The sequence below is a fragment of the Bradyrhizobium paxllaeri genome, assembly GCF_001693515.2.
Classification (GTDB): Bacteria; Pseudomonadota; Alphaproteobacteria; order Rhizobiales; family Xanthobacteraceae; genus Bradyrhizobium; species Bradyrhizobium paxllaeri.
On the sequence record NZ_CP042968.1, the window covers coordinates 765,491 to 777,401 of the forward strand.

9 protein-coding genes are annotated in these 11,911 nt (G+C 63.7%); 6 read left to right on the forward strand and 3 right to left on the reverse strand.

Annotated features, from left to right (window positions below; genetic code table 11):
• Positions 1 to 2: 2 nt before the first annotated feature.
• From LMTR21_RS03580 to LMTR21_RS03590, 3 genes are all read right to left on the reverse strand, one after another.
• Positions 3 to 716, reverse strand: a complete 714-nt coding sequence (locus LMTR21_RS03580) for an ABC transporter ATP-binding protein (protein ID WP_057858296.1) — start codon at positions 714 to 716, stop codon at positions 3 to 5.
• Positions 713 to 1,510 carry an ABC transporter ATP-binding protein gene (locus LMTR21_RS03585; RefSeq protein ID WP_057834319.1) on the reverse strand — a complete coding sequence of 266 codons (798 nt, stop codon included), beginning with the start codon at positions 1,508 to 1,510 and terminating at the stop codon, positions 713 to 715. The genes LMTR21_RS03580 and LMTR21_RS03585 overlap by 4 nt, the downstream gene beginning before the upstream one ends.
• Before the next feature lie 69 nt (positions 1,511 to 1,579).
• Positions 1,580 to 2,443 carry an IclR family transcriptional regulator gene (locus LMTR21_RS03590; RefSeq protein WP_065751323.1) on the reverse strand — a complete coding sequence of 288 codons (864 nt, stop codon included), beginning with the start codon at positions 2,441 to 2,443 and terminating at the stop codon, positions 1,580 to 1,582.
• Between the two features lie 164 nt (positions 2,444 to 2,607).
• On the opposite strand from LMTR21_RS03590, the gene LMTR21_RS03595 reads away from it, so the two are divergent.
• The 6 genes from LMTR21_RS03595 to LMTR21_RS03620 all read left to right on the forward strand — a co-directional run bounded on the left by LMTR21_RS03595 (position 2,608) and on the right by LMTR21_RS03620 (position 11,876).
• Entirely contained in the window at positions 2,608 to 4,701 is a 2,094-nt protein-coding gene (locus LMTR21_RS03595) for a 3-hydroxyacyl-CoA dehydrogenase NAD-binding domain-containing protein (RefSeq protein ID WP_065751322.1), read from the forward strand.
• 136 nt (positions 4,702 to 4,837) lie between these two features.
• Positions 4,838 to 6,529, forward strand: coding sequence for a dicarboxylate--CoA ligase PimA (gene pimA / locus LMTR21_RS03600; protein ID WP_065751321.1), 1,692 nt, complete (start codon positions 4,838 to 4,840; stop codon positions 6,527 to 6,529).
• 172 nt (positions 6,530 to 6,701) lie between these two features.
• A complete protein-coding gene (gene pimC, locus LMTR21_RS03605) occupies positions 6,702 to 7,892 on the forward strand; it encodes a pimeloyl-CoA dehydrogenase large subunit (RefSeq protein ID WP_065751320.1) in 1,191 nt (396 codons plus the stop codon).
• Positions 7,893 to 8,062: 170 nt separating this feature from the next.
• On the forward strand, positions 8,063 to 9,205 hold the full coding sequence (gene pimD / locus LMTR21_RS03610; RefSeq protein WP_065751319.1) for a pimeloyl-CoA dehydrogenase small subunit: 1,143 nt from the start codon (positions 8,063 to 8,065) through the stop codon (positions 9,203 to 9,205).
• A gap of 127 nt (positions 9,206 to 9,332) precedes the next feature.
• On the forward strand, positions 9,333 to 10,505 hold the full coding sequence (locus LMTR21_RS03615; RefSeq protein ID WP_148636058.1) for an IS110 family RNA-guided transposase: 1,173 nt from the start codon (positions 9,333 to 9,335) through the stop codon (positions 10,503 to 10,505).
• A 597-nt stretch (positions 10,506 to 11,102) separates the two neighbouring features.
• Positions 11,103 to 11,876, forward strand: a complete 774-nt coding sequence (locus tag LMTR21_RS03620; protein ID WP_065756790.1) for an SDR family NAD(P)-dependent oxidoreductase — start codon at positions 11,103 to 11,105, stop codon at positions 11,874 to 11,876.
• The last annotated feature ends 35 nt before the right edge of the window (positions 11,877 to 11,911 follow it).

Consider the following 11,911-nt stretch of genomic DNA (forward strand, 5'->3'; position numbering starts at 1 on the left):
CCTCAGTAGCCGAGATAGGATTTGCGGACGTCTTCGTTGCTCGCGATTTCCTTCGCGTTCCCCGACATCACTATCTTCCCGGTTTCGATCACATAGGCCTGGTCGGCGAGTTCCAGCGCCAGTTGCGCGTTCTGCTCGACCACCAGAATGGTGACCTTGTCCTCGCGGTTGATCTTGCCGAGAATCTTGAACAGCTCGCGCACGATCAGCGGCGCCAGGCCGAAGGACGGCTCGTCCAGCAGCATCAGCCGCGGACGCAGCATCAGCGCGCGCGCGACCGCGAGCATCTGCTGCTCGCCGCCCGACAGCGTGCCGGCCTGCTGGGTGTGGCGCTCCTTGAGCACCGGGAAGTGCTCATACATGCGCTCGATATCGGCGACGATGTTCTTCTTGTCGGTGCGGGTGATGGCCCCGAGCTGCAGGTTCTCCTCCACCGTCATGGTGGTGAAGGTGCCGCGGCCCTGCGGCACATGCGCAATGCCGAGCCGGACGACGTTTTCGGTGGACTTGCCGGACAGCGGCTTGCCCTCGAACTCGATCGCGCCGGTCGAGCGCACCATGTTGCAGATCGCCCGCAAGGTGGTGGTCTTGCCGGCGCCGTTGGCGCCCAGCAGCGTGGTCAGCGAACCCTCGTTGAGCGCAAAGGTGAGGCCGTGAAGAGCCTGGACCTGGCCGTAATAGGCGCGCAGGTCCTTGACGTTGAGCATCGCGGTCATTGGTCCTTGCTCCCCAGATAGGCTTTGATGACATCCGGATCGGCCTGGACCTGGGCCGGCGTTCCCTCGGCGAGCTTGCGGCCGAAGTTAAGCGCGACGACGTGGTCGGCGATCGACATCACCAGACCCATATGATGCTCGACCAGCAGCACGGTGAGATGCCGCTCGTCGCGAAGCTTCTTGATCAAATCGCCGAGCACATAGACTTCCTCGTGGTTGAGGCCGCCGGCGGGCTCGTCAAGCAGCAGGATCTTCGGGTCGGCGGCGAGCGCGCGCGCCAGCTCGACACGCTTCTGGGTGCCGAACGGCAGCCCCGACACCACGGTGTGGCCGACCTCCTCGAGATCGAGATAGGCGAGGATCTCGTGGACCTTCCTGTTGACGTCGGCTTCGCTGCGGCGAACCCAGGCGAGCTTCAGCGAGTCCGAGACGATGTCGCTCGACGTGCGCGAATGGCAGCCGACGCGGACATTGTCGAGCACCGAAAGGTTGGGAAACAGCGCGACGTTCTGGAAGGTGCGGCCGATGCCGATCTCGGCGATCTTGTGCGCCGGGCGCGTCAGGATGCTGGCGCCTTCCATCAGGATATCACCGGAAGACGGCTGATAGAGCCGGGAGAGACAGTTGAACAGTGTCGTCTTGCCGGCGCCGTTCGGTCCGATCAGCCCAAGGATATTTCCCTTGTGCATGTTAAAGGTCACGCCGTTGAGCGCGATGATGCCGCCGAACACGACGCTGACGTCGCGAACCGCGAGCAGGGGCGAATTGCCCTGCGCGAGCTGTGCCTGCGTCATCGCGTCCCGCCCGCCCTGATCACGGAGCGGGAATGACCGCGCGAATATTTTCGCCGGTCATGGTGAAGACTATCTGATCCCCTCGGCCAAACGTGCAACTCTTCCTCCTGCTTTGGGTTTTTTGTTTTCTGTTTTTTTTGATTGCGGTGCTGCGCCGCCCAGCGCCGTCTCGATGTTCCTTACCATCGTGACAAGGCGAGGTCCAATGTCGTTGACCAGGCGATCTTCCGTGAAACGGAAAGCGGGCGCGCCGCAATTGAAGGCATATGGTCCGGTTCCGTCGCTGAGCTTCAGCGGCACGCCGACCGCGTGCACGTCCTCCTGCCATTCGCCGGCGGAGATGGTGAAGCCGCGGCGCGCGAGCATTTCGCCCGCGCGTTCGATGCCGTCGCGCATTTTGGACCAGCGATTGCCGTAATGGTCGCGCAGTTCGCGCAATAACGAAGCGCGTTCGTCGTCGGGCAGGGCCCAGATATAGGCGCGTCCCATCGCGGTGGTCGCGATCGGCACGTGCGAGCCGACGTCAAGCTGCACACCGAGCAGGCCGGTGCGGCTCTGCCCGAAATAGATCATGCTGTGACGGTCGCGCCCGCCGACCGCGACGGCGCCGCCGGTCTCGCGCATCAGCGCTTCGCGATAGGGCTCGGACAAATGCCGAACACCGAGATTGGCGAGCGCGGCATACCCCAGCGCCATGGCTGATGGCGCGAGCTGATACTTCTCGAACCGGGGAACGGGTGTAAGATAACCGAGCTTGGTCAGGGTGTAGGTCAGCCGGGAAATGGTTGGCTTCGGCAGATTGGTACGGGCGGCAAGTTCTTGATTGCCGAGAAGTCCGTCGTTGGGATGAAATGCGCGCAATACATCCAGTCCGCGGGAAAGTGCGACGACGAAGCTGCGATCAGTCGCCACTTTCTTCCCTGGACGCTTCATTACCCGCCACTGCTGATGAGCTCGTTGACAAGGGACGTGCTTCAAAATAACCCTCCCTGTCAAGATGTGGAATTAAATTTCGCAGTGCGAAATTGACGAGACGGCCGTAGCCACTCAACGCAAGTCGAGTGGCATCCAAGAACAAGTAATCCAGGGAGAGTCCCGTGAGCGAAGTGGTAAAACTCGAGCGTCAAGACGTCATCGCGATCGTCACGGTCAACAGCCCTCCGGTAAACGCGCTCAGCGCCGCCGTGCGCGGCGGTATTTTCGAATGCATGAAAAGTGCGATCGCGGATGCGGAGGTGAAGGCGATCGTGCTGACCTGCGACGGCCGCACCTTCATCGCCGGCGCCGACATCACCGAATTCGGCAAGCCGCCGAAGCCTCCGGGCCTCGCCGAGATGCTGGAGCTCATGGAGAAGTCGCCGAAGCCGATCATCGCCGCGATTCACGGCACCGCGCTCGGCGGCGGTCTTGAAGTTGCGCTGGCATGCCACTATCGCGTGGCGACCAAGGAAGCTAGGCTCGGCCTGCCCGAGGTGAAGCTTGGCCTGCTGCCGGGCGCCGGCGGTACCCAGCGCCTGCCGCGTGCGGTCGGCCCCGAACTCGCGGTCAAGATGATCGTCAGCGGCGATCCGATCAGCGCGGCGGATGCGCTCAAGAATGGCCTGATCGAGGAAATCGTCGAGGGGCCGGCGTCTGGTGGCGAGGCTTTTGCCCGCAAGGTGCTCGCGGAGAAGCGCCCGCTGCGCAAACTGCGCGATGACGACAGCAAGCTCGCGGCGGCCAAGGCCGACATCTCGATCTTCACCAACGCGGTCGCCGCCTTGACCAAGAAGGCGCGCGGACTGGAAGCACCGTTTGCAGCGGCGGACGCCGTGCGCGCCGCCATCGAGTTGCCGTTCGATGAAGGCCTGAAGAAGGAGCGCGAAGGTTTCCTCAAGCTGGTGTCGAGCGATCAGTCCAAGGCGCAGCGTTACGCCTTCTTCTCGGAGCGCGAGGCGGCCAAGATCGCCGGGGTTCCGGAAGGAACGAAGGCGCGCAATGTTTCGCGTGTCGCCATCATCGGCGCCGGCACCATGGGCGGCGGCATCGCGATGTCGTTCGCCAATGCCGGTATCCCGGTGACGCTGATCGAGACCGGCGAAGAGCAGCTCAAGCGCGGCATGGGCGTCATGCAGAAGAACTACGAGGCGACCGCCGCCCGTGGCGGCATCCCCGCCGATGCCCCGGCCAAGCGCATGGGTCTGATCGACGGCAAGGTCGGCCTTGAGAACGTCAAGGACGCTGACCTGGTGATCGAGGCCGTTTTCGAGACCATGGCGGTCAAGAAGGAAGTGTTCGAGGCGCTCGACAAGCACGCCAAGCCGGGCGCGGTGCTGGCCTCCAACACGTCGTATCTGAACATCGACGAGATCGCGAAGGTCACAAAACGTCCGCAGGACGTGCTCGGCATGCACTTCTTCTCGCCGGCGAACGTCATGAAGCTGTGCGAGATCGTCCGCGCCGACAAGACCGCGCCGGATGCGCTGACCACCGCCGTGTCGATTGCGCGCAAGATCGCAAAGGTGCCGGCGGTCGTCGGCGTCTGCGACGGCTTTGTCGGCAACCGCATGCTTGCCCAGCGCGGCAAGCAGTCCGAAAAGCTCTTGTTCGAAGGCGCCTTGCCGCAGCAGGTCGACGCCGTGGTGACGAAGTTCGGCATGCCGATGGGTCCGTTCGCGATGAGCGATCTTGCCGGCCTCGATATCGGCTGGCGCTCGCGCAAAGACCGCGGCATCAAGTCGGAAATCGCCGACGCGCTGTGCGAAGCCGGGCGGTTCGGCCAGAAGACCGGCAAGGGCTACTATAAATATGAAGCCGGCTCGCGCGCGGCGCTGCCGGATCCGGAGGTCGAGAAGCTGATCGACGAGACGCTGCAGCGTCTCGGCCGCAAGAAGCGCGTCGTCAGCGACGACGAAATCCTCGAGCGCATGATGTACCCGATGATCAATGAGGGCGCGCGGATCCTCGAAGAGAAGATCGCGGCGCGGCCGAGCGACATCGACGTGATCTGGCTCTACGGCTATGGCTGGCCGATCTACCGCGGCGGCCCGATGTTCTATGCCGACCAGGTCGGTCTCAAGCACATCGCCGATCGTCTCTCTCATTACGCCAAGGAGACCAACGATCCCTCGCTCGAACCGGCGCCGCTGCTCAAGCGCCTCGCCGCGGAAGGCAAGACGTTTGCGTCGCTGGCGCAGTCGAAAGCGGCTTGATGGGCTGGTACGCTCTCTCCACGTCGTTCCGGGGCGCGCATAGCGCGAACCCGGAACCTCGAGATTCCGGGTTCGCTCGCTGGCCGCGAGCGCCCCGGAATGACGGCTTGGCTAGCACGCTGTACTGAGCGCACAAATGCCCCATCCCGGCGAACAGTTCTATCCGCAAGGCGTCCGCTGGGACGACGCGATCGCGCGCGGCACGCTGCCGGACCTGTTGTCGGACGCCGCCGCAGAGTTCGCCTCGCGGCCGGCGCTTGAATTTCGCGACCGGCCGATCAGCTACAGCGAACTCGAATCGCTGGTGGAAACCGCCGCCAGCGCCTTCCTCCGCGCCGGCTACGGCAAGAACAGTTCGATCGCGCTGTTCCTCGGCAATTCGCCCGATCATCCCGTCAATTTCTTCGGCGCGTTGAAGGCCGGCGCCCGTGTCGTGCATTTGTCGCCGCTCGACGGCGAGATCGCGCTGTCGCACAAGCTCTCCGATTCCGGCGCGCGGGTGCTGGTCACCAGCAATCTGTCGGCGCTGCTGCCGACCGCGCTGAAATTCCTCGCTCACGGCCTGCTCGATCGCCTGATCGTTTGCGAGGACGATCATTGGGGCAAGGTCGGCACACAGCAAGCGGCGCTGCCAGATAATCCGAAGATCATCACGTTCAAGCAGTTCATTGACGGCGCGATGAAGCCGGCGCAATGGCCCGCAATCTCGGCCGATGACGTGGCGCTGCTGCAATATACCGGCGGCACCACCGGCCTGCCGAAGGGCGCGATGCTGAGCCATGGCAATCTGACCTCGGCAGTGTCGGTCTACGACGTCTGGGGCAGGCCGTCGCGCGCCGAGCGCAATGCGATCGAGCGCGTGATCTGCGTGCTGCCGCTGTTTCACATCTACGCGCTGACGGTGGTGCTGCTGTCGTCGATCCGGCGCGGCAATCTGATCTCGCTGCATCAACGTTTCGATGTCGAGGCCGTGATGCGCGACATCGAAGTGAAGCGCGCGACGGCGTTTCCCGGCGTGCCCACCATGTGGATCGCGATCGCCGCCTTGCCGGACCTGGACAAGCGCGACCTGTCCTCGCTGGTCAGCGTTGGCTCAGGCGGCGCGCCGCTGCCGGTCGAGGTCGCGCGGATCCTGGAGCACAGGGTCGGGATGAAGCTCAAGAGCGGTTGGGGCATGACCGAAACCTGCTCGCCTGGCACCGCACACCCGAAGGAGGGGCCGGACAAGCCCGGCTCGATCGGCCTGATGCTGCCCGGCATCGAGATGGACGTGGTGTCGCTGGAGGATCCGACCAGACTGATGCCAGTGGGCGAAACCGGCGAAATCCGCATCCGCGGCCCGAACGTCACCAAGGGTTACTGGAACAGGCCGAAGGAAACCGCGGACGCCTTTGTCGGCGACCGCTTCCTAACCGGCGATATCGGCTACATGGACGCGGACGGTTATTTCTTTCTGGTCGACCGCAAGAAGGACATGATTATCTCCGGCGGCTTCAACGTCTATCCGCAGATGATCGAGCAGGCGATCTATACGCATCCCGCCGTGCAGGAAGTAATCGTGATCGGGATTCCCGATGATTACCGTGGCGAGGCGGCGAAAGCCTTCATCAAGCTGCGTGACGGCGCAAAACCGTTCACGCTGGATGAATTGCGCGTCTTCCTCACCGGCAAGCTCGGCAAGCATGAACTGCCGGCGGAGGTCGATTTCGTCGACGAACTGCCGCGCACGCCGGTCGGCAAACTGTCGCGCCACGAATTGCGCATGCAGCAATCGCAGCTGCAGGCTGCGCCATCGAAACAACAAGCCGTATCAGGAGGTCGTTCCTAAATCCCGCCGTCGTCCCGGCCTTGAGCCGGGACCCATACGCCGCGGCCCAGCTTGGGGCAGTTGGGGAGACGGCTTTGGTAACAACGGAAGCCGGTGGTTATGGGTCCCCGCGTTCGCGGGGACGACGAGATAGAGAGTTCGCAGGAATCAAGTTCGCTCACAGGAGGATCCGATGGATCTCGCTTTCAGCAAGGAAGAAATAGCGTTTCGTGAGGAGGTCAGGGCCTTCTTCCGGGACAACGTGCCGCCGGAGACGCGGCGCAAGATGGTGGAGGGCCGTCACCTCTCCAAGGACGAGATGATCGCCTGGTGGCGTATCCTCAACAAGAAGGGCTGGGGGGTCTCGCACTGGCCGAAGGAATATGGCGGCACGGGCTGGACCTCGGTGCAGCACTATATCTTCAACGAAGAACTGCAGATGCATCCGGCGCCGGCGCCGCTGGCCTTCGGCGTCAGCATGGTCGGCCCGGTCATCTACACCTTCGGCAACGAGAAGCAGAAGCAGCAGTACCTGCCGCGCATCGCCAATGTCGACGACTGGTGGTGCCAGGGCTTCTCCGAGCCCGGCTCGGGATCGGACCTCGCCTCGCTCAAGACCAAGGCCGAGCGCAAGGGCGACAAGTACATCATCAATGGCCAGAAGACCTGGACCACGCTCGCCCAGCACGCCGACATGATCTTCTGCCTCTGCCGCACCGACACCAATGCGAAGAAGCAGATGGGCATCTCCTTCATCGTGTTCGACATGAAGTCGAAGGGCGTCACCGTGCACCCGATCGAGACCATCGACGGCGGCCATGAGGTCAACGAAGTGTTCTTCGACGACGTCGAGGTGCCGGTCGAGAACCTGATCGGTGAGGAGAACAAGGGCTGGGACTACGCAAAGTTCCTGCTCGGCAACGAGCGCACCGGCATCGCCCGCGTCGGCGTCTCCAAGGAGCGGCTGCGCCGCATCAAGGATCTCGCCTCCAAGGTCGAATCGAACGGCAAGCCCGTCATCGAGGACCAGGGCTTCCGCGAGAAGCTTGCGGCCTGTGAGATCGAGCTCAAGGCGCTCGAACTCACCCAGCTTCGCGTCGTCGCCGACGAAGGCAAGCACGGCAAGGGCAAGCCCAACCCGGCGTCTTCGGTGCTGAAGATCAAGGGCTCGGAAATCCAGCAGACCACCACCGAGCTTCTGATGGAAGTGATCGGCCCGTTCGCCGCGCCGTACGACGTGCATGGCGACGACGGCTCCAACGAGACCATGGACTGGACCGCCCAGATCGCGCCGAGCTACTTCAACAACCGCAAGGTCTCGATCTACGGCGGCTCCAACGAGATCCAGCGCAACATCATCACCAAGGCGGTGCTTGGGCTTTAGTGTCACCACAACACACATGTCGTCCCCCGCGAAGGCGGGGGACCCAGTACGCCGCGGCAGTCATAGCTTACGACGCGCCGGTGATTACTGGATCCCCGCTTCCGCGGGGATGACGACGGAGGGGTCGGCAACGGCGTTGCCCGAGTTGAATTCTAGAGAAAGTAACGAACATGGATTTTGATTTGTCCGAGGAGCAGCGTCTTCTCAAGGAAAGCATCGACGGTCTGTTGACCGACTCCTACGATTTCGATGCGCGCAAGAAGTACCAGAAGGAAAAGGGCGGCTGGAGCAAGGTCGTGTGGGGCAAGCTCGCCGAGCAGGGTTTGCTGGGCCTGCCGTTCGCGGAAGCCGATGGCGGCTTCGGCGCCGGTGCGGTCGAGACCATGATCGTGATGGAAGCGCTCGGCAAGGCGCTGGTGCTGGAGCCTTATCTGGCGACGGTGGTGATCGGCGGCGGCTTCCTGCGCCATGGCGGCTCGGCTGAGCAGAAGGCCGCGCACATCCCCGGCATCATCGACGGCAGCAAGACCTTTGCCTTCGCGCAGCTCGAAAAGAACTCGCGCTACGATCTCGGCGATGTCGCAACCACCGCCAAGAAGAAGGGCGCGGGCTGGGTCATCGACGGCGAAAAGTTCGTCGTGCTCAACGGCGAGAACGCCGACACGCTGATCGTGACCGCGCGTACCAAGGGCGGCCAGCGTGACAAAGGCGGCATCGGCGTGTTCCTGGTGCCGGCCAGTGCAAAAGGCGTCACCCGCAAGGGCTATCCGACCCAGGACGGCCTGCATGCGGCTGATATCACCTTCACCGGCGTCGAGGTTGGTGCAGATGCTGCGATCGGCGATCCCGAGAACGGCCTCGCCCTGATCGAGCGCGTGGTAGATGAAGCCCGCACCGCGATGTGCGCGGAGGCTGTCGGCGCGATGGATGAATCGCTGAAGAGCACGGTCGAATATCTCAAGACGCGAAAGCAGTTCGGCGTTGCGATCGGCACCTTCCAGACCCTGCAGCACCGCGCCGCCGACATGTTCGTGGCGCTGGAACAGGCCCGCAGCATGTCGATGTTCGCGACCATGGCGGCCGATTTCGACAGCGCCAAGGAGCGTGCGACCGCAGTCGCCGCCGCCAAGGTGCAGATCGGCAAGTCAGGCAAGTTCATCGGCCAGCAGTCGATCCAGCTTCACGGCGGCATCGGCATGACCCAGGAAGCCAAGATCGGCCACTACTTCAAGCGGCTGACCATGATCGAGAATACGTTTGGCGACACCGACTACCACCTCCGCCGCGTCACCGACGCGGGCGGGCTGGTGTAATGCGGCAGTGAAGCTGTCATCCCCCGCGAAAGCGGGGGATCCAGATGCTATGAGGGGGTGGCGGCAGGGTCAGCGGCGGCGAGGGTATCGACACCTCGGGCGCCGTGGTCACGCAATGGAGCACGCCATGTCGCAACCGTTTGACGTCAGCAGGTCCCTCACCGCCTTCGAGCAGGATAACACACTCGTTGCAGTTATCGAGATGAGCCAGTCGAAGTGGCTGGTTGCAGCTATGATCCCCGGCGTCACACGCCGGCCGCTGAAGAAGCTTGATGCAGACGCGAACGCTCTGCTGAAGCTGCTGCAGCGCTGGTGCGAGGAAGCGCACAAGGCGGGACGCGCGGTCAAGCGAATCGTCTGCGCCTATGAGGCCGGACGGGAGGGGTTCTGGCTGGCCCGCTGGCTGCAGGCCCGCGCCATCGAAGCTTACGTCATCCATCCTGCGAGCATCGCGGTGTCTCGCGAGCACCGGCGTCCCAAAAGCGATCGGATCGACACGGAACTGCTGATGCGTTCGTTGCTGGGTTGGCTGCGTGGTGAGAAGCGCCATTGCAGCATGGCCACGATCCCGACCATGGCGGAAGAAGACGCTCGACGACCGGGCCGCGAGCGGGAGAGCCTGGTGAGCGAGCAGACGCGGATCGTCAACCGGGTCAAAGCCGTCCTCGCCTTGTTCGGCATCGGCGGGTTCAATCCGAGGCTTCGCAAGGCGGCGCAGCAACTGGAGACACAGCGTACCGCGGAAGGAACGCCGCTGCCGGACAATGCCAGGGCGGAGCTGCGCCGCGATCTGGAGCGGCTATGCCTGCTGCGCGACCAGATCCGCGCCATCGAAAGCGCACGGCTGCAGCGCCTCACCGCTGCGCCGGCCACATCACAAGGACCCCATGCGATGGTTCGTCTGATCGCAAGGGTTCTGGGCATTGCCATCGAGACCGCCGACATGCTGGTGAATGAGATTCTGTCGCGCAATCTGCGCGATCGCAGAGCTGTCGCGCGCTATGCCGGGCTAACCGGCGCGCCGGACGAGAGCGGTCAGCGCCGGCGCGAGAAGGGACTGGCCCGCGCCGGCAACGGCCGGGTTCGCCGGGGGATGATCCAACTGGCCTGGCGCTTTCTGATCTTTCAGAAGGGCAGCCGGCTCGCCAACTGGTTCCGTGAGCGCACCGCCGATGGCCGACGCACCACGCGCAAGACCATGATCGTGGCGCTGGCCCGTAAGCTACTCATCGCCCTGTGGCGGCTTGTGACCACCGGCCAGCTGACGGAGGACATCAAGTTACGACCCGCCGGCACCTGACCGTGCAGCTTCCCTTAACCCCACACCATTGACGGTTTGGCAGCCCGGCGTGCGGTCTGCCAACGGCATCCGAGGTGGCGATGATCCGCAGGAATACATGGCCTTTGCGCCGCGACCCAGAATGGACCCGCCGCCCCGGAGCTCGCCCCGATGCGCATGCATGCATCATGGTTCTGATCCCGATCGATCAACCGAATACAAGTCTGCGACGCGATATCGCGTCCAAGGCGGGCTCGCCTCGGAAGTCGTCCTCATCTCGCCACCGACATCCCCGCGTGCCGACCTCAAGCCTGCCGCCAAGCTTGCGACCGTCAAGGGCTGCGTCGCTACGCGATGGCCTCCGGCCACCCTTGACGGTCGCTGCGCCAAGGCGGACAGCCCGTCTTGAGGTCGGCACGCGGGGATGTCGGCCTCCCTCGGAGATCAACGCAATGACCTAGCAACGACCACTATTGACCAAGCCCCATACAAGTATTCCAGAGAACGTTCAATCATCACTAACGCCGCGGCGTACTGGATCGCCCGGTCCCAGTGCGCAATTGCGCACAAGGCCGGGCGATGACAGTGGTGCGTGCGGAGCAAGCGGAGGCAACAACAATGAAAAACACCCCGTTCGATCTCACCGGCAAGGTCGCCATCATCACCGGCTCCAGCCGCGGCATCGGCCGCTCTTCCGCCGAACTGCTGGCCAAGCTCGGCGCCAAGGTCGTGATCTCCAGCCGCAAGGCCGACGCCTGCCACGAAGTCGCCGAGGGCATCAAGAAGGCCGGCGGCGATGCCCATGTCATTCCCTGCAACATCTCGCGCCGCGAGGAAGTCGAGGCGCTGGTCGCAGGCACCACCAAGCATTACGGCAAGGTCGACATCCTCGTCTGCAACGCCGCGGTGAATCCGTATTACGGCCCGCTGCTCGACATCAAGGACGAGGCCTTCGACAAGATCATGGGCTCTAACGTCAAGAGCAACATCTGGCTCTGCGCGCTGGCGATCCCGCAGATGGCCGAGCGCGGCAACGGCTCGGTGGTGATCATCTCTTCGATCGGGGGCATGCGCGGTTCCACCGTGATCGGCGCCTACGGCATCTCGAAGGCGGCTGATTTCGCGCTGTGCCGCAGCCTTGCCGGCGAATGGGGCCCGAAGGGCGTCCGCGTCAATTGCGTGGCGCCGGGCCTCGTCAAAACCGATTTCGCGAGGGCGTTGTGGGAAGACCCTGACAACCTCAAGCGCCGCACATCAGGTACCCCGCTGCGCCGCATCGGCGAGCCCGACGAAATCGCCGGAGCGGTGGCCTATCTGGCGTCTGACGCGTCGACCTTCATGACCGGCCAGACCATCGTGGTGGATGGTGGCGTTACGACAGCGGCGACATGATCTCTTACCCTCCCCTGGAGGGGGAGGGTCGCCGC

Excerpts from the sequence above, each read along its gene's own strand:
- pimA (WP_065751321.1), top strand. The coding sequence starts at position 4,838 with ATGCCCCATCCCGGCGAACAGTTCTATCCGCAAGGCGTCCGCTGGGAC.
- LMTR21_RS03580 (WP_057858296.1), bottom strand. The coding sequence starts at position 716 with ATGACCGCGATGCTCAACGTCAAGGACCTGCGCGCCTATTACGGCCAG.
- pimD (WP_065751319.1), top strand. The coding sequence starts at position 8,063 with ATGGATTTTGATTTGTCCGAGGAGCAGCGTCTTCTCAAGGAAAGCATC.
- LMTR21_RS03585 (WP_057834319.1), bottom strand. The coding sequence starts at position 1,510 with ATGACGCAGGCACAGCTCGCGCAGGGCAATTCGCCCCTGCTCGCGGTT.
- LMTR21_RS03615 (WP_148636058.1), top strand. The coding sequence starts at position 9,333 with ATGTCGCAACCGTTTGACGTCAGCAGGTCCCTCACCGCCTTCGAGCAG.
- LMTR21_RS03620 (WP_065756790.1), top strand. The coding sequence starts at position 11,103 with ATGAAAAACACCCCGTTCGATCTCACCGGCAAGGTCGCCATCATCACC.
- pimC (WP_065751320.1), top strand. The coding sequence starts at position 6,702 with ATGGATCTCGCTTTCAGCAAGGAAGAAATAGCGTTTCGTGAGGAGGTC.
- LMTR21_RS03590 (WP_065751323.1), bottom strand. The coding sequence starts at position 2,443 with ATGAAGCGTCCAGGGAAGAAAGTGGCGACTGATCGCAGCTTCGTCGTC.